Genomic DNA, 21,471 nt, shown 5'->3' on the forward strand with positions numbered 1-21,471 from the left:
GCACCTCTTTTTGCCCGGACGTAACGGCCGTGCGGGACTGAACTCAGGCACCTTCCGTGTTTACGTGGAATCCGGACAGTCCGGGATCACCGTCACGGAGGTGTGCTCCATGGCCGATGCCGCGCCGCGGCTCCATGCGATCGTCGAACAACTGCTGGGTGCTCCGCTCCCGATGCGCATCCGCGCCTGGGACGGTTCGCAGGCGGGTCCGCCCGGGGCGCCCGCGCTGGTCGTACGCAATCGCCGGGCCCTGCGCCGTATGGTGTTCAAGCCCGGTGAGCTGGGTCTGGCCCGCGCCTGGGTCGCCGGGGACCTGGAGATCGAGGGCGACCTCTTCGTCGCCATGGACGTGCTCTCGGGGCTCGTCTGGGAGCGCGGCGACGACGCCCCCGGCCTCGTCCGGGCCCTGGGCGACCCCGAGTTCCGCGCGGCCGCCCTGGCGCTGCTGAAGATGGCCGGACCCCCGCTGCCGCCCGCCCCGCCCCGCGAGGAGGTGCGCCGGGCCCGGCACCGCCACACCCGCCGCACCGACCGACAGGCCATCAGCCACCACTACGACGTCGGCAACGACTTCTACGAGATCGTCCTCGGCCCGTCCATGGTGTACTCCTGCGCCTACTGGCCGGCCCCCGGCGCCACTCTGGAACAGGCCCAGCACGACAAGCTCGAACTCGTCTGCCGCAAGCTCGCCCTGAAGCCGGATCAGCGTCTGCTCGACGTCGGCTGCGGCTGGGGGGCCATGGCCGTGCACGCGGCCCGCGAGCACGGGGTCCGGGTCGTCGGGATCACCCTCTCCCAGGAGCAGGCGGCCTACGCCCGCAAGCGCGTCGCCGACGCCGGCCTCACCGACCGGATCGAGATCCGGGTGCAGGACTACCGGGACGTCACCGACGGGCCGTACGACGCGATCTCCTCCATCGGCATGGCCGAGCACGTGGGCGCCGACAAGTACCTGGAGTACGCGAGCGCCCTGCACGGCCTGCTCGCTCCCGGCGGTCGGCTCCTCAACCACCAGATCGCCCGCCGGCCCGAGCGCGACGAGGCCGCCTACGAACTCGACGGGTTCATCGACGCCTACGTCTTCCCCGACGGGGAACTGGCCCCGATCGGCACCACCGTCACCCAGCTCGAACGGGCCGGCTTCGAGGTCCGGGACGTGGAGTCCCTGCGCGAGCACTACGCCCTCACCCTGCGCCGCTGGGTGGCCCGCCTGGACGACGACTGGCAGCGCGCCGTACGGCTGAGCGGCGCCGGCCGGGCCCGGGTCTGGCGGCTGTACATGGCCGCCTGCGCCGTCGCCTTCGAACGCAACCGCATCGGCGTCAACCAGGTCCTCGCCGTCCGGCCCCCCGAGTCCGGGGAGTCGGGGATGCCCCTGCGCAGCCGTACCTGGAACTGAGCGCACGGGGACTCGGGCACAGGACATGAAAGGGGGCCCCGCGTCTCGTGACGCGGGGCCCCTCGCCGGTGCCGGCTACTCCGCCTTGATGGCCGCCAGCATGTTCAGCCGGGCCGCCCGCCGGGCCGGCCACAGCGCCGCGAGGACGCCCACCCCGGCGGCCAGCAGCAGGAACACGGCCATCCGGTCCCAGGGCAGGACGAGTTCGTACGTCGCCATCTTCGTGCCGAGCAGCTCACCGGCCGCCCAGCCGAAGAACACGCCCAGGCCGATGCCGAGCACACCGCCGAACAGGGAGATGACCAGGGACTCCAGCCGGACCATCCGCTTGACCGCGCGGCGGTCCAGGCCGATCGCCCGCAGCATGCCGATCTCCTGCGACCGCTCGAAGACCGACATCGCCAGCGTGTTGATGACACCGAGCACGGCGACGATCACCGCCATCGCGAGCAGACCGTAGAGCATGTTCAGCATCAGGGTGAACATCTGCGCGATGGAGTCGGAGAGGTCCTGCTTGCTCTGCACCTTGACGGCCGGGTTGGAGCCGAGGGCCTTCTCCAGCCGGTCCTTGGCCGCGTCGGAGGCGCCGCCGGAGGTCTTCACCATGACCTGCATGTCGTCCGGGGACTCCTGGTGCGGGGTGAGTGTCGCGGTGTCGAGCAGGATCCCGCGGAACAGCTCGTTGGCCCGGTAGACCCCGGAGACGGTCAGCCGCTGCTTCGCGCCGTCCTCGTACGCCACCCGGAACGCCGAACCGGCCTTCCAGCCGAACGACTTCGCGGTCTCCTCGTCGACGACGACCTTCGTGCCGCCCACCTCGAACGTGCCGTCGTCGACCGGCAGGTCGGTCAGCTCGGCGAAGGCGGCGCCGTTCACGCCGGTGACGTTCTCGGTGCTGTCGTCGATCCGGGCCAGCGCGTTGCGCATCGGACTGGTGAGGGTCACGCCCTCGGCCGACGTCAGCTTCTTCTCGACGTCCGGGGAGAGCGGGTTGCCGTTCGCCATCGACACCACGTAGTCGGCGCGGATCGCCGAGGACGCCATCTTGTCGATCGACTTCTGCAGACTGCCCGCCATCACCGTCATCCCCGTGATCAGGGTGAGGCCGATCATCAGCGCCGAGGCGGTGGCGGCCGTACGGCGCGGGTTGCGCACCGAGTTCTGCCGGGCCAGCCGGCCGGAGACCCCGAAGATCCGCAGGACCGGCGCGGCGGCCGCGATCAGCGGACGGGACAGCAGCGGGGTCAGGATGAACACGCCGATGATCAGCAGGACCGCGCCGAGGCCCATCGGGGCCTGGCCGTCCGAGCCGTCCATCGTCGTCGCGTACAGGACGGTCGCCACGCCCGCCGCCGAGAACAGCGCGCCCAGCGTGTTGCGCAGCACCAGCGACCTGGTGGTCGCCTTGGCGTGCAGGCTGCTCATCGCGGCGACCGGCGGGATCTTCGCGGCGCGGCGGCCGGGCAGCCAGGCGGCCAGCACGGTGATGACCACACCGACGGCGAACGAGGCGGCGACCGTGCCGGCCGACACGATCAGCGGTCCGTCGGGGACGGACGCCCCCAGGGAGCCCATGAGGGTGCGCAGTCCGGCGCCGATGCCGATGCCCACCACCAGACCGGTCGCGCCGGCCACCAGGCCCACCACGAGGGCCTCGATCAGCACCGACCGGGTCACCTGGCGGCGCGAGGCGCCGACCGCGCGCAGCAGCGCCAGTTCCTTGGTGCGCTGGGCGACCAGCATGGTGAAGGTGTTGGCGATGATGAACGTGCCGACGAACAGCGCGATCCCGGCGAACACCAGCAGGCCCTGCTTGAGACCGCTCATGGAGGAGGCGATGAACTCGGCCTGCCGGTCGGCGAGCTGCTTGCCGGTCTCGGTGTCGACCCGGTCGCGCGGCAGCGCCGCGTCCAGGGCCTTGCGCAGCTCGGTCTGGGTGGTGCCGGCGGCGGCCTTGACGTCGATCTCGTCGTACGCGCCCGCCTTGCCGAACAGCTTCTGCGCCGTCGGGGTGTCGAACAGGGTGAGACTGCCGCCGGCCGCGACATTGCCGTCGTCGGTCCGGAAGACGCCGGAGACGGTGGGCGTGAGCACCGGTCCGTCGACGGAGAGCCGCAGCCGGTCGCCGACCCGGTAGCCGGTGCGCTCGGCGGTCTTCCAGTCGAGGGCGACCTGGTCGGGGCCCTTCGGCGCGCTGCCCTCCGCGAGGGGGTAGCGGGGGTCGTCGGTGCCCCAGTAGTTGCCGCCCTGGGACTGGAAGCCGTCGCCGACGAGCTTGCCGTCCTGGTCGGCGACGGCGGTGAAGCCGGTGACGACCCCGATGGCGGACGCGGCGCCGGGCACCCGGGCGCTCTTCTCGCGCAGCGCCTCGGTCAGGTCGGGCGTCGCGACGATGCGGTCGCCGACGTCGGGCTGGGGCTGGGCGGTGACCGCCACGTCGACCTGGTCGAAGCCCTTGGCGGAGCTGTTCTGCAGGGCGTTGGAGAGGGTGTTGGTGAAGACGAGGGTTCCGGAGACGAAGGCCACGCCGAGCATTACGGCGAGCACGGTCATCAGGAGCCGGGCCTTGTGCGCGAGGACGTTGCGCAGGGCGGTGCGGAACATCAGCTGGTCCGGCCCTTCGCGTCGAACTGCTTCATGAAGTCGAGGACGGTCTCCGCCGTCGGGCGGTACATCTCGTCCACGATCCGCCCGTCCGCGAGGAACACCACCCGGTCCGCGTACGCCGCCGCCACCGGGTCGTGGGTCACCATCACCACCGTCTGGCCCAGTTCCCGCACGGAGTTGCGCAGGAAGCCCAGGACTTCGGCGCCGGAGCGGGAGTCGAGGTTGCCGGTCGGCTCGTCGCCGAAGATGATCTCGGGCCGGGAGGCCAGGGCGCGGGCGACGGCGACGCGCTGCTGCTGTCCGCCGGAGAGCTGGGAGGGGCGGTGGCCCAGCCGGTCCTTCAGGCCCACCATCGCGATGACCGAGTCGAGCCACTCCTTGTCCGGTTTCCGCCCGGCGATGTCCATCGGGAGGGTGATGTTCTCCAGGGCGGTGAGCGTCGGCAGCAGGTTGAACGCCTGGAAGATGAACCCGATCTTGTCCCGGCGGAGCTTGGTGAGCTGCTTGTCCTTGAGCGAGCCGAGCTCCGTCTCGCCGATGCGCACCGAGCCGGAGGAGAAGGTGTCGAGGCCGGCGACGCAGTGCATCAGGGTGGACTTGCCGGACCCGGAGGGGCCCATGATCGCGGTGAACTCGGCCTGCCGGAAGTCGACGGAGACCCGGTCCAGGGCGACCACCTGGGTCTCGCCCTGCCCGTAGATCTTCGACAGGTCCGTGGCACGTGCGGCCACGGCGGTGGACCGTTCGGCGAGGGGGCTGGTGGTCACGGCAACGCGCTCCTGTCGGGACGAGGGGTGTGGGGTCCTCGCGGACCTTGAACCATCGTCGCGGTACCCGGCGGCCCTGTAGTCAGTCGCTGTTCCGGTTCTGAAGGCAGACTCCGGTCGGACCGAGGACCGCCGTGTCATACCTGGGGATGACACCCGTCCCGGGGTGCGGGATGCCGCGCCAGGAGGAGACGGTTCGTCAAGAACCGGTGGAGCAACCTCGTTCGGGCGGTGAAATTCCGTCATTCCGCATGCGCAAGCGGTCGCCGCGCGCCAGGCTACTGGCAAGTGCGGATGGCGAGTTCCACGTGCTGATGCTCCCTCAGACGTCAATAAAATAAGACAACATCGGTCCACTCTTCCGCTGTTCGGGGGACGGATCCCGATAGGGTCGGAAGCTCAACGCGGAGCCCAAGGCCTGCCCAGATGGTGGAATGCAGACACGGCGAGCTTAAACCTCGCTGCCCCTTCGCGGGCGTGCCGGTTCAAGTCCGGCTCTGGGCACTTCCTCGGTCACTTGGGGTGACCTGCGCATACGGTCAGTGAAGGAAGGCGCGTGTCGACGCCCCGCCCCGTTGACACCGGGTGCGCCCACACGCAGACTCACCCCATAAGAGTGAAGAAAATTTCACTGGACGAACAGTCTGAAGGGAAGCCCGATGCGCACCACCGTCGGCATCATCGGCGCCGGCCCGGCCGGCCTCCTCCTCGCCCGCCTGCTGCACAACGCCGGCATCGACTCCGTCGTCCTGGAGAGCCGCGACCGGGCCTATGTCGAGCACCGCCAGCGCGCCGGGATCCTGGAGCAGGGCACAGTGGACGTCCTGCGCGCGGCCGGCGCCGGAGAGCGCATGGACCGTGAGGGCCTGCGCCACGACGGCATCGAGCTGCGCTACGACAGAAAGCGCCACCGCGTCGACTTCCCCGCCCTCACCGGCGGCCGGTCCGTGACGGTCTACGCCCAGACCGAGGTCTGCAAGGACCTCATCGCCCTCCAGCTCAAGGAGGGCGGCCCGCTGCTCTTCGAGGCCGAGGCGCTGGCCGTGGAGGGCGCCGACAGCGACAGCCCGCGCGTGCGGTTCCGGCACGGAGGGGTCGAGGACGTCCTGGAGTGCGCGTACGTCGTCGGCTGCGACGGCTTCTGGGGGGTCGCCCGGGGCGCGATCCCGGCCGAGCTGACCCGTGTCTTCGAACGGACGTACCCCTTCGGCTGGCTGGGCATCCTCGCCGACGTGCCGCCCTCGCACGACGAACTGGTCTACGCACGCCACGACCGCGGCTTCGCCCTCCTCTCCATGCGCTCCCCGTCCGTCTCCCGCCTCTACCTCCAGGTGCCCGAGGGCACCGACGCCGACAGCTGGGGCGACGAGGAGATCTGGGACGAGCTGGAGCGCCGCTTCGAGACCGGGGACGGCTGGCGGCTGGAGCGCGGCCCGATCACCCAGAAGTCCGTCACCCCCATGCGGTCCTACGTCCACGAGCCGATGCGGTACGGCCGGCTCTTCCTCGCCGGGGACGCCGCCCACATCGTCCCGCCGACCGGCGCCAAGGGGCTGAATCTGGCCGTCGGTGACGTCGTCACGTTCGCGCGGGCCCTGGCGCACCGCGAGGAGACCGGATCGGACGAGCTGCTCGACGCCTACTCGGCGACCTGCCTGGACCGGGTCTGGCAGGCCGAACGGTTCTCGTACGACATGACGACCCTGCTGCACCGCGCACCCGACGCCACCCCCTTCGAGGACCGGCTCCAGATCGCCCGGCTGGAGCGGATCGCCTCCTCGCGCGCCGCCGAGACCGACCTGGCGGAGGGGTACACCGGGTTCCCGTTCGGGTGAACGCGCGGCGTCCTGGCGGCGTATCCGGGGCCGGTTGATCTCCGGCCGGTTCCGGGCATGTCCCAGCTTGGTCATGAAGGGGAGCCCGCCGTGGCGGGAATCCGCCCACCGCGTAGCGTGTTGCGCAGCAAGACGAGGGAAAGATCCTCCCCAAGCACTAGGGTCAATCCTTTGCCTACCCATTACTCTTGACGCCAAGGCCGCGCACGGCGGCCATGGAGGAGTGAAATGAGGAGCAGAAACCCGGTCTTCTCGCGACGGGGGTTCAGCCGCGACAACGGCTACGCGGGCTTCAACGCGACGCCGCAGGCCGGGGGACCCGCTGTCGGTACGCAGGCCGACCCGTACGCGCAGGGCAACCCGTACGCCCAGCAGGCGGGCAACCCCTACGCGCAGAACCCTTACGCCCAGCAGGTGGGCGCCCCGCCGCAGGCCCCGGTCACCCCGGGCGCCATGACCATGGACGACGTCGTCGCGCGCACCGCGACCACGCTCGGCACCGTGGTCCTCACGGCGGTGCTGTCCTGGCTGCTGCTGCCCGTGGACGAGGCCAACCTCGGCAAGTCCTACGGCATCGCCGTCGTCGCCGGCCTGGCCGCGATGGTGCTGGCGCTCATCCAGTCCTTCAAGCGCCGCCCGGCCCCCGCGCTGATCCTGTCGTACGCCGCCCTCGAGGGCGTCTTCCTCGGCGTGATCTCGTCCGCTGTGTCGACGTACATCGCGGACGGCGTGGTCGCCCAGGCGGTCCTCGGCACCATGGCGGTCTTCGCCGGTGTGCTGGTGGCCTACAAGGCCGGCTGGATCCGCGTCAACCGCCGCTTCTACGGCTTCGTGATGGCCGCGGCGCTCGGCTTCGTCCTGCTGATGGCCGTGAACCTGCTGTTCACCGTCTTCGGCGGCGGCGACGGCCTCGGCTTCCGCAGCGGTGGCCTCGGCATCGTCTTCGGCATCATCGGCATCATCCTGGGTGCCTGCTTCCTCGCCCTGGACTTCAAGCAGGTCGAGGACGGCATCGCCTACGGCGCGCCGCGCGAGGAGGCCTGGCTCGCCGCCTTCGGCCTCACGATGACGCTGGTCTGGATCTACATGGAGTTCCTGCGACTCCTCGCGATCCTCAACCAGAGCGACTGAGCACGACCGCGGCCGTAGCGGCCGCACGGCGTGAGAGGGCCCCGGGGTTCCCCCGGGGCCCTCTCCCATGTCCGGTGTGCGCGCTAGGCGAATTTGCGCGCGGCCCTCCTCAGCTCGTACTCGTGGATGATCGCCTTGGCGTGGCCGTACGCGAGGTTGTGCTCGTGGCGCAGCCAGCTGACCTTCTCCTCGAAGCGGAGAGCGGGGCCTTCGTCGACGGTGCGCAGCCAGTCGGAGACTTCACGGCCGGTGCAGTGGGGGATACGGGCGAGCATGTTGCGGTGGGTCTCCTCGGAGAGGACATGGGACATCGGCGCCTCCGGTTGCAAAGGGGATGTAAGCCGGTCCTTCAGGTCACGGTGCCTGAGCGTTCGCCCGTTGGCAACAGTCCGGGTACGACGCGTACGCTCACGGCGTGGTGGATACGACGTCTCTGACCCGTGCGGTGGATCACTTCGCCGATCGTTTGCGTGCCGCTCCGCAGAGCCGCCTGCAGAGAGGGGCGGCGGCCGAGGCGCTGGGCCTGGCCCGCGAGTTGGCCCGGTGGGCGCAGCGGATCGAGGAGCCCGGCACGGAGCCCCGGGAGATGCCGGACGCGGGGATGTTCGCCGCCGCCGACCAGATCACCGTGGCCGTGCACGACCTGGCGGTCGTGCTGTCCGAGGACGCCCAGGTTGACGAGGCCGTGCGGTTGGTCGCGCAGGCGCAGAAGCGGGCGGGGGTCTGAGGCGCGCCGCGGTCACCTGCGCCGCGTCGCGGGTGCGGTCCGCAGCCCCTACAGGCTGGCGATGACCCGGTCCGCCAGGATGTAGACGTTCTCCTCGCCGCACGCGAACGTCAGGGTGTACGCGCCCGAGATGCCCGAGCCGCCGAGGAGGTACGGGGTCTCGCCCGCGGTGAGGGCGGTGGCGAGGCGGTCGGCCGTCTCGCGGTGGCCCGGCGTCATGCACAGGGTGGTGCCGTCGGCGAAGACGTAGACGTCGAGGGTGCCGAGCGGGCCCGGGCGCACGTCCGTCAGTTCGGTGCGGGACTCCGCCAGTTCCTCCAGCGCGGCGACCGTGCGCTCGTGGTCGTTCACGACCGGTGACTGGACCGGGACGAAGTCGGGGTGGGAGGGGTGACGGCGGCGGGCCGCGGCCAGTTCGGGGGAGTCCCCGGTGAACTCGTCGGCGTCCGCGGGCGGCTCGGTCACCGGCTCCAGCGGCTCCAGGCCCACGAAGTCGGACTGCCGGGGCAGGAACAGCTCGCTGTCCGGCAGGCCCAGCAGGGAGGGGGCGTCGGAGGCGTCACGGGCCTCCTGGGCGGCCCAGAAGGCGCGCGCCTCGGCCAGCTCCCGCTCCCGCTCCTCCGCGAGCGCCTCGGCCACGGCCGCGCGTATCTCGGCGGTGTCCGAGGTGCTGCGGGCGGCCGGTACGAAGCCCCGCCGCTCGGCCGCGAGGTTCGCGGCCAGCTGGATGTGCAGGGCGGCGACCTGCCGGCGCAACTGCAAGAGGGTGCGCAGGACGGCGACGCCCACGGCGCCCGTGGCGGCCGTGGTGACCAGCAAGGCGATCGGCATGGCGCTCACTGACGTACTCCCGGTTCAAAGTCGACCCCCGACTTCCTACATCAGCTTGAAGGGCGGACTATCCCGCTGTCAGTGCGTAACGTCACGAAACGGACAGGAAATTGGGTCGGTGGCGTGGCTGTGATCCGTGCTGAGCTGCGTAAATCCCTGACAGAGGGAGATAGGTCACATCCTGGGGGAGATTGGATCACAAAACGGCCCGGAGTCCAGGGGCTTCCCGGACTCCGGGCCATGACGTGACGGCAGGTGCCCAAGCGGTCACGCAGCGCCGTCCGCAGGGGTCAGCTCAGGCGCTCGATGACCATCGCCATGCCCTGGCCGCCGCCGACGCACATCGTCTCCAGGCCGAACTGCTTGTCGTGGAACTGGAGGGAGTTGATGAGGGTGCCGGTGATCCGGGCGCCCGTCATGCCGAAGGGGTGGCCGACGGCGATGGCGCCGCCGTTGACGTTCAGCTTGTCGAGGTCGATGCCCAGGTCGCGGTAGGAGGGGATCACCTGCGCGGCGAACGCCTCGTTGATCTCGACCAGGTCGATGTCGTCGATCGTCAGACCGGCGCGGCTCAGGGCCTGGTTCGACGCCTCCACGGGGCCGAGGCCCATGATCTCGGGGGAGAGGCCGGAGACGCCCGTGGAGACGATCCGGGCGAGCGGGGTCAGGCCCAGCTCGCGGGCCTTGGTGTCGGACATGATGACGACCGCGGCGGCCCCGTCGTTGAGGGGGCAGCAGTTGCCGGCCGTGACCAGGCCGTCGGGGCGGAAGACCGGCTTCAGGCCGGACACGGCCTCCAGGGTGACGCCGGCCCGCGGGCCGTCGTCCTTGCTGACCACCGTGCCGTCGGGGAGGGTCACCGGGGTGATCTCGCGCTCCCAGAAGCCGTTCTTGATGGCCTCTTCGGCGAGGTTCTGGGAGCGGACGCCGAACTCGTCCATGTCCTGGCGGGTGACGCCCTTGGCGCGGGCCAGGTTCTCCGCCGTCTGCCCCATCGCGATGTAGGGGTCGGGGAGCAGGCCGTCCTCGCGCGGGTCGTGCCAGGTGGAGCCCTCGGACGCGGCCGTGGCGGCGGTGCGGGCCTCGGCCTCGGCGAAGAGGGGGTTCTTGGTGTCCGGGAGGCCGTCGGAGCTGCCCTTGGCGTACCGGGAGACCATCTCGACGCCGGCCGAGATGAAGACATCGCCCTCGCCGGCCTTGATGGCGTGCAGAGCCATGCGGGAGGTCTGCAGGGACGAGGAGCAGTAACGGGTGACGGTGCAGCCCGGCAGGTGGTCCATGCCCATCTGCACGGCGACGATCCGGCCCAGGTTGTAGCCCTGCTCGCCGCCGGGGAGGCCGCAGCCGAGCATCAGGTCGTCGATGTCCCGCGGGTCCAGCTCGGGGACCTTCGCCAGGGCGGCCTGGATGATCGTGGCGGTGAGGTCGTCCGGGCGCAGGTCCTTCAGGGAGCCCTTGACGGCGCGGCCGATCGGGGAACGGGCGGTCGAGACGATGACGGCTTCGGGCATCACGGCTCCAGTGGCGGAAGGGGTTCGTTCGGGCACGGCTGCTTGGGAAGTTACCTGTCCGTAGTCTCGGGGTCATCCGTGTCACGGTGTGACCCTGGCCGCACTTTCTAAGCGCTTGCTTGGTTCGGTGCGGGCCGGCTCGGCTCCGCCTCCTCGACCCTCCTCCTGCGCCGCCGCTTCAGCAGGGCCCAGGGACCGCGCGGGCCCGTCGGCATGGCGGCCGTGACCTCGGTGCCCGCCTCCGACGCCGCCTCGGCCGCGGCGCGGGCCACCGGCAGGAAGCCCTCGCGGCGGGAGACGTCCGGGCGCTCCTCCTCGGCCGGCCAGAGGCCGAGCGCGGCACAGAGCGTGGGCAGGACGGCCATCGCGGCGGTCGCGTACCCCTCCGCCGAGGGGTGGTAGTGGTCGGGGCCGAACAGTTCGCGCGGCCTCTCCTCGAACTCGGGACCCAGCAGATCCCCCAGCGACACCGTGCGCCCGCCCTGTTCGATCACCCCGATCGTCTGGGCGGCCGCCAGCTGACGGGAGGCCCTGCGGGCCAGCCAGCGCAGCGGCTGCGGCACCGGCTCGATCGTGCCGAGGTCGGGACAGGTGCCGACCACCACCTCCGCACCGGCCGTGCGCAGCCGCCGTACCGCCGCCGACAGGTGCCGCACCGAACGGGTCGGCGGCATGCGCTGGGTGACGTCGTTCGCGCCGATCATGATCACGCAGATGTCGGGCACCTGATCCGAGGTGCCGAGGATCAGCGCGACCTGCCGGTCCAGGTCGTCGGACTGGGCGCCGGGCAGGGCGACGTTGCGCAGCTCCACCGGGCGTTCCGCGACCGCCGCGAGACCGGAGGCCAGCAGCGCGCCCGGGGTCTGGCCGGAGCGGTGGACACCCTGCCCGGCCGCCGTGGAGTCGCCCAGCAGGACCAGGCGCAGGGGCTCCGCGGCCGGGGTGCCGGGGGCGTCGTACGTCCGGCCGTAGCGGCCGTCCGCGTGCGGGGCCCGGTGGTGCTCGCCGCCCCCGTTCACATGGCGCCGGGCCAACTGCGCCTCCGCCAGCAGCAGTCCGACGACCGCCGCTCCGGCCAGGCCGATGCCGCCGCCGCCGTAGGCCGCGCCGGCCGCGATGCGCCGGGCCACTCTCGCCCTCGACATGCTCGTCATGCCTCGCCGCCACCTCCTCGTGTCCGTACACCCACTCCTTGCCCCGTACGGACCGTCGGCCAATCTCGACGGGGAGTGAACCTCACGGACGGGCCGTAGGCTGGCGTAACCACTACGACCACTGTTTTTGCAAGCAACCGGAGACAACGGTGCGATTCCACGACTCGATGATCAGCCTCGTCGGCAACACCCCGCTGGTGAAGCTCAACAGCGTGACCCAGGGCATCCAGGCCACCGTTCTGGCCAAGGTGGAGTACTTCAACCCGGGCGGTTCCGTGAAGGACCGCATCGCCCTGCGCATGATCGAGGCCGCCGAGAAGAGCGGGGAGCTCGAGCCGGGCGGCACGATCGTCGAGCCGACCAGCGGCAACACGGGGGTCGGGCTGGCCATCGTGGCGCAGCAGAAGGGGTACAAGTGCATCTTCGTGTGCCCCGACAAGGTGAGCACCGACAAGATCAACGTGCTGCGGGCGTACGGCGCGGAGGTCGTCGTCTGCCCGACCGCCGTGGACCCCGAGCACCCGGACTCCTACTACAACGTCTCCGACCGGCTGGTGCGCGAGACGCCCGGCGCCTGGAAGCCCGACCAGTACTCCAACCCCAACAACCCGCTCTCCCACTACCACTCCACCGGCCCGGAGCTGTGGGAGCAGACGGAGGGGAAGATCACGCACTTCGTGGCGGGCGTGGGCACCGGCGGCACCATCTCCGGCACCGGGCGCTACCTGAAGGACGCCAGCGACGGCCGTGTCCAGGTCGTCGGCGCCGACCCCGAGGGGTCCGTCTACTCCGGCGGCTCCGGGCGGCCGTACCTGGTCGAGGGCGTCGGTGAGGACTTCTGGCCCACCGCCTACGACCGGACCGTCGCCGACGAGATCGTCGCGGTCTCCGACAAGGACTCCTTCCAGATGACCCGCCGGCTGGCCAAGGAGGAGGGCCTGCTCGTCGGCGGCTCCTGCGGCATGGCGGTCGTCGCCGCGCTGCGGGTCGCCGAGCGGCTCGGCCCCGACGACGTCGTGGTCGTGCTGCTGCCGGACAGCGGCCGCGGCTACCTCTCGAAGATCTTCAACGACGAGTGGATGGCCGACTACGGCTTCCTGGAGGACGAGGGCCCGTCCGCGCGGGTCGGCGACGTCCTCGACGACAAGGAGCACGGCGCGATCCCCTCCCTCGTCCACATGCACCCGGACGAGACGGTCGGCCAGGCCATCGAGGTGCTGCGCGAGTACGGCGTCTCGCAGATGCCGATCGTGAAGCCGGGCGCCGGTCACCCGGACGTCATGGCCGCGGAGGTCGTCGGCTCGGTCGTCGAACGCGAGCTGCTCGACGCCCTGTTCACCCAGCGCGCCTCCCTGTCCGACCCGCTGGAGAAGCACATGTCGGCCCCGCTGCCGCAGGTCGGCTCCGGCGAACCGGTCGGCGACCTGATGTCCGTGCTCGGCTCGGCGGACGCCGCGATCGTGCTCGTCGAGGGCAAGCCCAAGGGCGTGGTGAGCCGTCAGGACCTGCTGGCCTTCCTGGCCAAGGGCGGCAAGTGAGGGCGAACGTCCGGTGAACCGCCGGTGCCGACGGCGAAGTTCCGTTTGCCTACCGAAGTGATGGACTTCGCGGAAGTGGTACGAGCGCGTCACGTCCACGCAGCACACGCTTAACACGGGTCCGGCACATTAGGGGGTGTCGGCAGGGCGGGAGCGGCTCCCCGCCCAGGCCGGCAACCGAACGGCGTCACGGACCTCCGGAGCGGCTCCCGGACCTTCCACAGGCGCCATGGACGCGGGGCCCGGCCTGACCCGGCCCGCGTCCCTCGCGGGGACCGCCGTCGTCCCGCCCCCCGGCAACGGGGGTGCGGCGGTCCCCGCGCACACCTTTTTGCCGACGGCCCGGTACGGGGGCTTCACCGGCGACCCGCTACGGGGCTTTCCCGGCGTCCCGCTGCCGGGTGGGAACATCGCCGTATGGCCCTGCCCCCACCCGATGACCTGACCTCGCTCGTCCTGCGCACCGACTTCTCCGACGACGCCGCCTGGTACGCGCTGCGCGCCGCGTACGACGCCGCGGACGGCGGCCCGTACGCCACCTGGGTCAGCGACCCGCGCTACGACGGGGCGGGCATCCCCGCGCTCCTGGAGGAGGACGGCGCGGCGGACGAGGAGGAACAGCTCGCCTACGTGTTCCTCGCCGACGCCAAGGCGCTCACCGACGGCCCGGAGCGCTTCCTGCTCGCCGTCGACCTCTACGACGAGCCGGGGCACACGGTCCGGGTGCCGCCGGCGTGGTTCCCCGAGCTGTCCGCGAACCTCTCGATCGCCAACCTGGACTTCGCGGACTTCGCCGACTGCGCCGACGCCACGGGCACGTTCCGCGGCTGGGACGGCTGAGTCCGCCAAAGCGCCGTCAGCCCTCCCAGTCGCCGTTCTCCGCGGGGCGGCGGCGGGAGCCGAAGAGGCCGGGGTTGCTGCGGGCCGCCTGGACCGCGTTGACGCCGACGATGCCCACCCAGGAGACGATCAGCCCGGGCAGATGCGCGGTGCCCGCGCCGATCGCGGACAGCGGGACCGCCAGCACCAGCGAGACGATGCCGAAGCCGAACCGCTCGCCCCAGGAGTCCGTGGCCTTCGGGGAGCGGGAGTCGCGGGCCGTCGCCGTCTGCGCCTCCGCGAACCCCCGGCGCACCCGGCGCTCCACCGCCGCGTCGATACGCTGGTCGACCTTCTCCAGGAACGACTCCACCAGCGCGGACTCGTACTCCTCGCCCAGCTCCCTGCGGGTCTGCAGAGTGGCGTCGAGTTCCTTCTTCAGGTCGCTGTCGCGCGCGTCCATGGTGGTCTCCCGTCCCGTCATGGACCTCCACGGTAGGGAGTGCGGGCGGCCCGCGCACGGGGGACAACCCCCCTCTTCCGGGTCGGGTCAACCGGGGGGACCCGACCCGGGACCTCGTCTACTGCGCCAGCCCGTGCTGCTTCGCGTACGCGTTCGCCACGTCCTGCGGGTCCTTCTTGTCGTTGTCGACCTGGCTGTTGAGCTGGGTGAGCTGCTCGGTGGTGAGCACGTTGCCGAGCCGGGCGAGGGCCTTGCGGACCGTGTCGTCGGCCTTGCACAGGTTCGCCACGTCCACATCGCCCTTCTTCAGGCCGACCACGCCCACCCGCCGCCGGCGCGGCGCCGAGGACCAGCTTGCCGTTCTGCCCGGCCAGGTCGGCCAGCGAGGTCAGCCCGTACTTCCGGGCGGTCGCCCGGGTGACGACGAAGCAGTCGGAGTCGGCCGCCTGCCCGTACGACAGCACCTGGAGGCCGGCGGGCAGCGCCAGCGTGAGCGCGTTCTGCAGGGTGCCGGGCTCGGCGGAGTCGTCCTCGGGGGCGAGGCAGTTGAGCAGGGCGCCCTGGTACTCGGGCAGCAGATCGATGTCGCCCGCCCTGAGCGCGGGGATCACGATCTCCCGGGTGCTGAGGTTGGGGCGGACCTTGATGGTTCCGGACGTCGGTTCCACCCTGCGGTTGACCATGCGCAGGGTGGTTCGAACTGGATCATGAGATGTCCCTTGCCCGGCTGTATGACGTCATGCAGAGTTCTTGATGGCTGAATAGCTCGTCAACGCTCTGGCGTTGATCCGACGTAACGGATGACCGGTGGGCAAGATCGAGTGTCCGCATTGGGAAGGGTTTGGGGTCAATGTCGTCTCAGATCGTGGATGACCCGAGTGTCGCGCACAGTGGCCTCGTCGTCCTCGACGGCGTCGCCCTCGGCGTCCCGGACGTCGTCCGCCTCGCCGACGGCACCGCCCGGCCGGTGCCGGGCACCGACGCGATGCGCCGCATGACCGAGGTGTGGGACGCCGCCCGGCGGATCGCCGCCACCGGACGCGTCTACGGCCGCTCCACCGGAGTCGGCGCCAACCGCAACGAGGACGTGCCCACCGAGGAGGCCGCCGAGCACGGACTGCGGCTGCTGCGCAGTCACGCCGGCGCCATCGGCGAGGAACTCCCCGCCCGGCAGGTCCGCGCGATGCTCGCCGTCCGCGCCAACCAGCTCCTCGCCGGCGGCGCCGGCCTGCGCCCCGGCGTGGTCACCGCCCTGTGCGAGGCCCTGACCGAAGGCGCGCACCCGGTCGTCAACGAGTTCGGCTCGGTCGGCACCGGTGACCTGGCGGCCCTGGCCCAGGTCGGGCTGGCGCTGGCCGGGGAGCATCCCTGGCGCGGGGCCGGCGCCCCCGGACCCCAGCAGCTCGACAACAACGACGCCCTCGCCCTCATCAGCAGCAACGCCCTCACCCTCGGCCAGTCCGCCCTCGCCCTCGACGAGCTGCGCGGGCTGCTGGAGGCCACCCAGGTCGTCGCGGCGCTCTCGCTGCTCGCCGTCGACGGCTCGCACGAGGCGTACGCCGCACCCGTGCACGCCGCCCGCCCCCACCGCGGCTCCCGCGAGGTCGCCCGCCGGATGCGCGAGCTGATCGGCGCCGAGGACCGGCCCACCCCTCCCCTCGGGCGCATCCAGGACCCGTACGGCTTCCGCTGCCTGCCCCAGATCCACGGCCCCGCCCACGACGCCGCCGACGCCCTGGAGGAAGTGCTCGGCATCGAGATCAACGCCGCCGCCGAGAACCCCCTCATCTCCCCCGAGGACCAGACCGCCTACCACCACGGGGGCTTCTACCAGGCCCAGCTCGCCCTCGCCCTGGACCACTTCCGGCTCTCGCTGGTGCAGGTGGCCCGGCTGTCCACCGCCCGGCTCTCCACCCTCAACGAGCCCGCCTACACCCGGCTGCGGCCCTTCCTGGCCGACGAAAGGCCCGCCTCCTCCGGAGTGATGATCCTGGAGTACGCCGCCGGCGCCGCCCTCGGCGACCTGCGGGCCTTCTCCGCGCCCGCCTCGCTCGGCCACGCTGTACTCTCCCGAGGCGTCGAGGAACAGGCCAGTTTCGCCTCGCTCGCCGCCCGGCAGACACTGCGGGCGTGCGCCGCGTACCGTCTCGTGGTCGGCTGCGAACTCGTCGCCGCCGTACGGGCGCTGCGCCAGCGCGAGCTGCGGCCCGCGCCGGGACTCCCGGCCGGGGCGGCGCTGGAGCTCGCCGAGGCGGTGCTCGACGCCGAACAGGCCGACCGGCCGCTCACGGACGACGTGAGCGCCGCGGCCCGGCTGCTGGACCGGTTCACGGACATCTGGAGGGGGAGCGGGGCATGAACGGGGAGACCGACATGGACGGCACGGGAGTGGCGGACACGCCCGCCGGACGGCTGCAGCGGCTCTTCGAGGGGCACCGGCTGACACCCACCCAGCGGCGCATCGCCCACAGCATGGTGCGGCGCGCCGCCGACGTGCCGTTCCTGTCCAGCGTCGAGCTGGCCGAGCTGGCCGGGGTCAGCCAGCCCTCCGTGACCCGGTTCGCCGTCGCCCTCGGCTTCGACGGCTACCCCGCGCTGCGCCGGCACCTGCGCGAGGTCGCGCCCGCCGACCAGCCCGCCGGCTCCGCCTCGTACAACGAGTACCAGCAGGCCGTCGAGGCCGAGATCGAGAACCTGCGGCATCTCGCCGAACTCCTCGCCGACCCGCGCCCGGTGCACCGTGCCGGACGGCTGCTGGCCGCCTCCCGGCCCCTTCCGGTGCTGGGCCTGCGGGCCGCCGCCTCCCAGGCCTACGGCTTCGCGTACTTCGCCGCCAAGGTCCACCCCGACGTACGGCTGCTCAACGAGGGCGGCACGATGATCCAGGACCGGATCGACGCCGCCGTGCGCGCCGGTGCGAGCGCGCTGCTGTGCTTCGCCCTGCCCCGGCATCCGCGCGAGGTCCTCGACGCGCTGGCCTGCGCGAAGGAGGCGGGACTGACCGTCGTCACGGTCGCCGACTCCGCGTTCGCCCCGGTCGCCAAGGTCTCCGACCTGCTGCTGCCGGCCGCCGTCGGCACCGGCCTCGCCTTCGACACGGCGTGCGCGCCGATGCTGCTGGGCCGGGTCCTGCTGGAGGCGATGTGCGACGACCTGCCCGACGCGCAGGCCCGCCTGGAGGAGTTCGACACCCGGGCGGCGGCCCGCGGGCTCTTCGTCGAATAGCCCGGTGTCCGGGGCCGCTCTCAGACTCGTCTCACGTTCGCTCTCTAGCCTGGACGGCCAACGACAACTGTGCCGGAGCGAAGAGGAGACGGACGTGGTGCGCGGAGGTCAAGGGCTGGCCCGGGTGGCCGTCGTCGTACGGGCCGGGGCCGCCCCGCTGTGGTGGTGCGGGGTGTTCACGGCGGGGGTCGGCGTCCTGCCGCCCGGGATCACCGGCCGCCGGATCGGGGTCATGGCGGGGGCCGCGCTGTTCCTCGTGGCGGCGGCCGTGGTGGCGCTGTACGGCCGCAAGCGGTACACCGCGCTCGCGGGCGGTGCCGCCCGGGCCGGCAAGCACGATGTGCTCCAGGACCGGGCGGTCACCGTCCGCACGTGGCGGCGCGGCCACCGCTGGTGGCTGCTGCTCGCCTTCGCGGTCGCGCTGGCCGGCTCCTTCGTCGTGCCCGCCGCCGTCGGCATGCTGCTCGCCGGCTGCGGCACCGGGCTGCGGCTGAAGGCCGCCTGGCTCGGGCGGCGCGAGCGGGCCGGGGACGCGCTGCTGTGGGTGCGCGTCGACTGGCTCGGCCGGTACGGAGGCCGTCCGGCCGGGAAGGCGGTCAAGGCGTACCGCAGCACCGGCATCGGGGCGGGCGACGCGGCCCCGGGCGGCACCCGCCGCGGCACTCCCTCCTACGCCTGACGGGATTCCCTCCGCCTGACGGGGCTGTCCTAGACCTCCAGGTCCTCCTCGATCTTCCTGAGCTGGTGGCGGGCCATCGCGAGGTTGGCCCGCTTGGCGTCCAGCACCAGGTACAGGAACAGCCCGTTGCCGCCGCGCCCGCTGATCAGACGGATCAGGTGGTACTGGTCGGACAGCGTGATCAGGATGTCCTCGATCTGGGCCTTCAGCCCGAGGTGCTCCATGGTGCGCATCTTGGCGCGCACCACGTCGGTGTTGCCGGCCGCGGCCACGTTGAGGTCGAAGGTCTTGGAGCCGCCCAGCGTGCCCAGCGCCATCCCGCTGGTGTAGTCGACGAGGGCGGCGGCCGACGCCCCCTCGATGGTGGCGAGCGCCTCTTTCAGTGCGGTTTCGGTGTTGGCCATGACGTGTTCCTCGGTTCCTCTCGACTTTCCGTGGTGGTGCGCGCGTCCGTGGTGGTGTCGCGCGCCGATCTGGTCCATGGGGGGGCGGCGGAGGGCCGGGCCGGCATCCGCGCGGGGGGCTGGGCCGGCGGCTTCGCGGGCGCGGCCTTCGGCTCGCGCATCCGCGCCTCGCGCGCCCTCGCCTCGTACGCGTCGACCACCTCGCCGATCCGGGCCCCCGCCCGGCGGCCCTCCAGGTGCAGCCGGCCGACGTTGACACGGTCCTGCGCGAGCACCGTCAGCACGGCGTGACCGCCGGCCGCGTACGTCGCGACATAGCCGTACCGACCGCGCACGAGCAGCTCGCGCAGATCGCCCTGCCCGGTGCTGTCCGTGAGCCGGACGGCGACGCCCAGGGCCGCGGCGGTCAGCGCGGCCACCCCCTCCGGCTCCACGCCGGGCGTGTCGTGGGCGAGGACGAGTCCGTCCACCCCGGCCGCCAGCGCACCGGTCAGCTGCGGCAACCGGGCCCGCAACCGGCGGAGCTCGTCGAGGATCTCGGGCCCGGCGGCCATCAGTTCGCTCCTCCCGTCGCGCGGTCGCTGCCGCTCAAAGGGCCTCCAGCGCATCTCTGAGCCTCTTCAGCAAGGTGATGTCGGGGTCGTTGACACGGGGCAGCGAGGCCGCGTGCGGGGGCTGGACGGCGGGCGGCATTCCGGGCGCGGCGGGGGCGGCGGGCGCACCGGGCGCACCGGGTGTTCCCGGCGCTCCCCGGCCGCCGGACGGACGGGCGCTGCCGGTTCCGGCGGGGCCGCCCGCCGGTGGCACGCCCGCCGTCCCAGCCGCGCCCGGAATGCCGCCCGCCCCGTCCGTCCCTGTCGTTCCTGCCGGGACGTACGGCGGGGGCGGCGGTGGCGGCGGGGGGAACAGCCCCGTCAGCAGCCCCGCCGCGGCCAGCCGACGGACGTCCACCAGGGTGTGGAACGCCTGCCGGCCCAGCTCACGGGCGATGTCCGACGCCGTGCGCACCCCGTCCACCAGCGCCAGCACGGCGCGCTGGCGCGCGGTCGGCGCCGGGGCGGCGAAGGCCTCGGCCCGCACCAGCGGCGCCCCGTCGGCCACCGGGTCCGGCCACAGCCGGTCCAGCAGCGCACGGCGGCGCAGCGTCTCGCGCTGCAGCGAACCCACCGGCACCGATCGCAGCCCGCCCAGGGGATGGAGCGCGCCGTAGCGGAAGCGGCCCGGGGCGCTGCTGGGCGCGAGCACGAAGTACGCCGCGTCGTACAGCGCCGCCAGCTGGCACAGCTCCAGGGCGCCGCGCGGGATCCGGTCGGCGTCCAGGAGCAGCCGCAGCGCGCCCTGCTCCGGGCCGGCCCGGTCCAGCGCCTGCTGCCAGGAGGCGCCGTCGAGGGTGCCGTGGGTCAGGAGGAGCACGTCGAGGCCCGGAGCGAAGGGGCTCTCGGCGTGCACCACACGGCCCTCGGCGAGGTAGAGCGAGCCGCGCTCGCGCTCCAGGACGCCGGTGGCCCGGTCCGCGGCGAGCCGGGTCAGCATCGGCGACAGCCCGCCTCCCGCCTCCCGGGCCGCCGATCTCTCCCGCACCGGAAGCCGGGGCGGCGGGGTCGTGCCCTTCGGTGTCGTCCCCACGAGCGTCATCCCAGCACCAGCCGTCCGGCCATCTCGCCCAGCCGGATCCGGGCCAGCGCGAGATTGCCGTCCGACCGGCTCAGCCACACGTGCAGGAAGACACTGCTGTCGAAGGACGTCGGCACGAACCGCAGCAGGTGGTAACTGTCCCGGTTGCTGATGATCAGATCCTCCACCGGGGGCTCGGCCGCCTCCTGCGCGACGCCCTCGCCGGCGGCGTCGTACCCCTCGGGGGTGAACGCGCGCTGCTCGGCCGTCAGCCGGGCGACCTCGGCGGCCTCGGCCGCGGCCGCCTCGTGGTCGCCGCCCGGGAACTCCCCGACGGCGCCCAGCGCCAGCCCGCTGGTCCAGTCGACCAGCGCTGCTCCCCGGGCCCCGGGCAGCCGCATGGCCTCCAATAGGCACTCGTCGATTCCGGGCACCGTTCGGCTCCCCTCCCGCCCGCGGTTCGGATGAGTGAGGGAGACGCTACGCAACGTATGCGTCACGGGTGAGGGATCTGGCATTTTCCAGCGGAACATGCGACCGACTGACTAACGTGGGTCGGCTGGCCCCGTTTGGGGGCGCGACGCCCCATGCGTCCCTATCAACACCGTGAGCACGGTTTACGTCAACGGCGCGCCCGCCCGTCAGGGGTGGTGAACTCGGTGCCGTGCGCCCCCCTCATGCCCCCAGCGCCCCTCCGCCCCTTTCCCGCGCGGCTTCGCCCCGGTGTATTGACTAGTTCTATTCAGGAGTCCAGGATGTGAATAGAG

At 72.2% G+C, this 21,471-nt stretch carries 20 protein-coding genes, 1 tRNA gene and 1 pseudogene; 10 read left to right on the forward strand and 12 right to left on the reverse strand.

Features of this window, described 5'->3' with window-relative positions; translation table 11 throughout:
- The first annotated feature begins 109 nt into the window (after window positions 1-109).
- Complete coding sequence (locus U5640_RS27165) at window positions 110-1,399, forward strand: class I SAM-dependent methyltransferase (RefSeq protein WP_340378349.1); 1,290 nt, start codon at window positions 110-112, stop codon at window positions 1,397-1,399.
- A gap of 75 nt (window positions 1,400-1,474) precedes the next feature.
- Here U5640_RS27165 and U5640_RS27170 read toward each other — a convergent pair whose 3' ends face one another.
- Together U5640_RS27170 and U5640_RS27175 are read right to left on the reverse strand one after the other, a co-directional pair.
- A complete protein-coding gene (locus tag U5640_RS27170) occupies window positions 1,475-4,003 on the reverse strand; it encodes an ABC transporter permease (RefSeq protein ID WP_340378350.1) in 2,529 nt (842 codons plus the stop codon).
- On the reverse strand, window positions 4,003-4,773 hold the full coding sequence (locus tag U5640_RS27175) for an ABC transporter ATP-binding protein (RefSeq protein ID WP_340378351.1): 771 nt from the start codon (window positions 4,771-4,773) through the stop codon (window positions 4,003-4,005). Before U5640_RS27175 ends, U5640_RS27170 begins: the two co-directional genes overlap by 1 nt.
- 420 nt (window positions 4,774-5,193) lie before the next feature.
- Between U5640_RS27175 and U5640_RS27180 the strand changes: the two genes are divergently transcribed.
- The 3 genes from U5640_RS27180 (at window position 5,194) to U5640_RS27190 (ending at window position 7,739) form a co-directional block, all read left to right on the forward strand.
- Window positions 5,194-5,277 (forward strand) — tRNA-Leu (locus U5640_RS27180).
- A 155-nt stretch (window positions 5,278-5,432) separates the two neighbouring features.
- On the forward strand, window positions 5,433-6,608 hold the full coding sequence (locus U5640_RS27185; protein ID WP_340378352.1) for a 4-hydroxybenzoate 3-monooxygenase: 1,176 nt from the start codon (window positions 5,433-5,435) through the stop codon (window positions 6,606-6,608).
- Window positions 6,609-6,836: 228 nt separating this feature from the next.
- Window positions 6,837-7,739, forward strand: coding sequence for a Bax inhibitor-1/YccA family protein (locus tag U5640_RS27190; protein WP_340378353.1), 903 nt, complete (start codon window positions 6,837-6,839; stop codon window positions 7,737-7,739).
- An 83-nt stretch (window positions 7,740-7,822) separates the two neighbouring features.
- Here the strand turns inward: U5640_RS27190 and U5640_RS27195 are convergent, their stop codons facing one another.
- Window positions 7,823-8,050: a DUF4287 domain-containing protein gene (locus U5640_RS27195; RefSeq protein ID WP_067251062.1), complete on the reverse strand. Its 228-nt coding sequence runs from the start codon at window positions 8,048-8,050 to the stop codon at window positions 7,823-7,825.
- Between the two features lie 104 nt (window positions 8,051-8,154).
- Between U5640_RS27195 and U5640_RS27200 the strand changes: the two genes are divergently transcribed.
- Window positions 8,155-8,466: a hypothetical protein gene (locus U5640_RS27200; protein WP_340378354.1), complete on the forward strand. Its 312-nt coding sequence runs from the start codon at window positions 8,155-8,157 to the stop codon at window positions 8,464-8,466.
- Window positions 8,467-8,514: 48 nt separating this feature from the next.
- On the opposite strand, the gene U5640_RS27205 is transcribed toward U5640_RS27200, so the two are convergent.
- From U5640_RS27205 to U5640_RS27215, 3 genes are all read right to left on the reverse strand, one after another.
- Entirely contained in the window at window positions 8,515-9,306 is a 792-nt protein-coding gene (locus tag U5640_RS27205) for a hypothetical protein (RefSeq protein WP_340378355.1), read from the reverse strand.
- 281 nt (window positions 9,307-9,587) lie between these two features.
- Window positions 9,588-10,808 (reverse strand): acetyl-CoA C-acetyltransferase, encoded by a 1,221-nt coding sequence (locus tag U5640_RS27210; protein WP_340378356.1) that lies wholly within the window; start codon window positions 10,806-10,808, stop codon window positions 9,588-9,590.
- Window positions 10,809-10,915: 107 nt separating this feature from the next.
- Window positions 10,916-11,962 carry an SGNH/GDSL hydrolase family protein gene (locus U5640_RS27215; protein WP_340378357.1) on the reverse strand — a complete coding sequence of 349 codons (1,047 nt, stop codon included), beginning with the start codon at window positions 11,960-11,962 and terminating at the stop codon, window positions 10,916-10,918.
- A gap of 149 nt (window positions 11,963-12,111) precedes the next feature.
- On the opposite strand from U5640_RS27215, the gene U5640_RS27220 reads away from it, so the two are divergent.
- Together U5640_RS27220 and U5640_RS27225 are read left to right on the forward strand one after the other, a co-directional pair.
- The gene (locus U5640_RS27220) at window positions 12,112-13,500 is read left to right on the forward strand and encodes a cystathionine beta-synthase (protein WP_340378358.1); all 1,389 of its coding nucleotides are present in this window, start codon (window positions 12,112-12,114) and stop codon (window positions 13,498-13,500) included.
- A 417-nt stretch (window positions 13,501-13,917) separates the two neighbouring features.
- Window positions 13,918-14,340 (forward strand): hypothetical protein, encoded by a 423-nt coding sequence (locus tag U5640_RS27225; protein ID WP_340378359.1) that lies wholly within the window; start codon window positions 13,918-13,920, stop codon window positions 14,338-14,340.
- A 16-nt stretch (window positions 14,341-14,356) separates the two neighbouring features.
- Here the strand turns inward: U5640_RS27225 and U5640_RS27230 are convergent, their stop codons facing one another.
- Together U5640_RS27230 and U5640_RS27235 are read right to left on the reverse strand one after the other, a co-directional pair.
- Entirely contained in the window at window positions 14,357-14,782 is a 426-nt protein-coding gene (locus tag U5640_RS27230) for a hypothetical protein (protein WP_340385367.1), read from the reverse strand.
- Window positions 14,783-14,900: 118 nt separating this feature from the next.
- Window positions 14,901-15,429: pseudogene (locus U5640_RS27235) on the reverse strand (glycine betaine ABC transporter substrate-binding protein); the annotation flags it as partial.
- Between the two features lie 203 nt (window positions 15,430-15,632).
- Between U5640_RS27235 and U5640_RS27240 the strand changes: the two are divergent.
- From U5640_RS27240 to U5640_RS27250, 3 genes are all read left to right on the forward strand, one after another.
- On the forward strand, window positions 15,633-17,141 hold the full coding sequence (locus U5640_RS27240) for an aromatic amino acid ammonia-lyase (protein WP_340378360.1): 1,509 nt from the start codon (window positions 15,633-15,635) through the stop codon (window positions 17,139-17,141).
- A complete protein-coding gene (locus U5640_RS27245) occupies window positions 17,138-18,007 on the forward strand; it encodes a MurR/RpiR family transcriptional regulator (RefSeq protein ID WP_340378361.1) in 870 nt (289 codons plus the stop codon). The genes U5640_RS27240 and U5640_RS27245 overlap by 4 nt, the downstream gene beginning before the upstream one ends.
- A 94-nt stretch (window positions 18,008-18,101) precedes the next feature.
- Entirely contained in the window at window positions 18,102-18,686 is a 585-nt protein-coding gene (locus U5640_RS27250) for a hypothetical protein (RefSeq protein WP_340378362.1), read from the forward strand.
- A 29-nt stretch (window positions 18,687-18,715) separates the two neighbouring features.
- Here the strand turns inward: U5640_RS27250 and U5640_RS27255 are convergent, their stop codons facing one another.
- Genes U5640_RS27255 through U5640_RS27270 form a run of 4 tightly spaced genes read right to left on the reverse strand, consistent with a single transcriptional unit; the run spans window position 18,716 to window position 21,138 of the window.
- Window positions 18,716-19,090 carry a hypothetical protein gene (locus U5640_RS27255; RefSeq protein ID WP_059203185.1) on the reverse strand — a complete coding sequence of 125 codons (375 nt, stop codon included), beginning with the start codon at window positions 19,088-19,090 and terminating at the stop codon, window positions 18,716-18,718.
- Window positions 19,066-19,644 (reverse strand): roadblock/LC7 domain-containing protein, encoded by a 579-nt coding sequence (locus U5640_RS27260; protein WP_340378363.1) that lies wholly within the window; start codon window positions 19,642-19,644, stop codon window positions 19,066-19,068. Before U5640_RS27260 ends, U5640_RS27255 begins: the two co-directional genes overlap by 25 nt.
- A gap of 34 nt (window positions 19,645-19,678) precedes the next feature.
- Entirely contained in the window at window positions 19,679-20,725 is a 1,047-nt protein-coding gene (locus tag U5640_RS27265; protein WP_340378364.1) for a transcriptional regulator, read from the reverse strand.
- The gene (locus U5640_RS27270) at window positions 20,722-21,138 is read right to left on the reverse strand and encodes a hypothetical protein (protein WP_340378365.1); all 417 of its coding nucleotides are present in this window, start codon (window positions 21,136-21,138) and stop codon (window positions 20,722-20,724) included. Before U5640_RS27270 ends, U5640_RS27265 begins: the two co-directional genes overlap by 4 nt.
- Window positions 21,139-21,471: the final 333 nt, after the last annotated feature.

Source organism: Streptomyces sp. SS7 (assembly GCF_037993025.1).
Taxonomy (GTDB): Bacteria; Actinomycetota; Actinomycetes; order Streptomycetales; family Streptomycetaceae; genus Streptomyces.

What these genes read in the sequence shown, in the direction of transcription:
- U5640_RS27165 (WP_340378349.1), top strand. Translation starts at nt 110, where the DNA reads ATGGCCGATGCCGCGCCGCGGCTCCATGCGATCGTCGAACAACTGCTG.
- U5640_RS27170 (WP_340378350.1), bottom strand. Translation starts at nt 4,003, where the DNA reads ATGTTCCGCACCGCCCTGCGCAACGTCCTCGCGCACAAGGCCCGGCTC.
- U5640_RS27185 (WP_340378352.1), top strand. Translation starts at nt 5,433, where the DNA reads ATGCGCACCACCGTCGGCATCATCGGCGCCGGCCCGGCCGGCCTCCTC.
- U5640_RS27190 (WP_340378353.1), top strand. Translation starts at nt 6,837, where the DNA reads ATGAGGAGCAGAAACCCGGTCTTCTCGCGACGGGGGTTCAGCCGCGAC.
- U5640_RS27195 (WP_067251062.1), bottom strand. Translation starts at nt 8,050, where the DNA reads ATGTCCCATGTCCTCTCCGAGGAGACCCACCGCAACATGCTCGCCCGT.
- U5640_RS27210 (WP_340378356.1), bottom strand. Translation starts at nt 10,808, where the DNA reads ATGCCCGAAGCCGTCATCGTCTCGACCGCCCGTTCCCCGATCGGCCGC.
- U5640_RS27215 (WP_340378357.1), bottom strand. Translation starts at nt 11,962, where the DNA reads ATGACGAGCATGTCGAGGGCGAGAGTGGCCCGGCGCATCGCGGCCGGC.
- U5640_RS27225 (WP_340378359.1), top strand. Translation starts at nt 13,918, where the DNA reads ATGGCCCTGCCCCCACCCGATGACCTGACCTCGCTCGTCCTGCGCACC.
- U5640_RS27230 (WP_340385367.1), bottom strand. Translation starts at nt 14,782, where the DNA reads ATGGACGCGCGCGACAGCGACCTGAAGAAGGAACTCGACGCCACTCTG.
- U5640_RS27240 (WP_340378360.1), top strand. Translation starts at nt 15,633, where the DNA reads ATGTCGTCTCAGATCGTGGATGACCCGAGTGTCGCGCACAGTGGCCTC.
- U5640_RS27245 (WP_340378361.1), top strand. Translation starts at nt 17,138, where the DNA reads ATGAACGGGGAGACCGACATGGACGGCACGGGAGTGGCGGACACGCCC.
- U5640_RS27255 (WP_059203185.1), bottom strand. Translation starts at nt 19,090, where the DNA reads ATGGCCAACACCGAAACCGCACTGAAAGAGGCGCTCGCCACCATCGAG.
- U5640_RS27260 (WP_340378363.1), bottom strand. Translation starts at nt 19,644, where the DNA reads ATGGCCGCCGGGCCCGAGATCCTCGACGAGCTCCGCCGGTTGCGGGCC.
- U5640_RS27265 (WP_340378364.1), bottom strand. Translation starts at nt 20,725, where the DNA reads ATGACGCTCGTGGGGACGACACCGAAGGGCACGACCCCGCCGCCCCGG.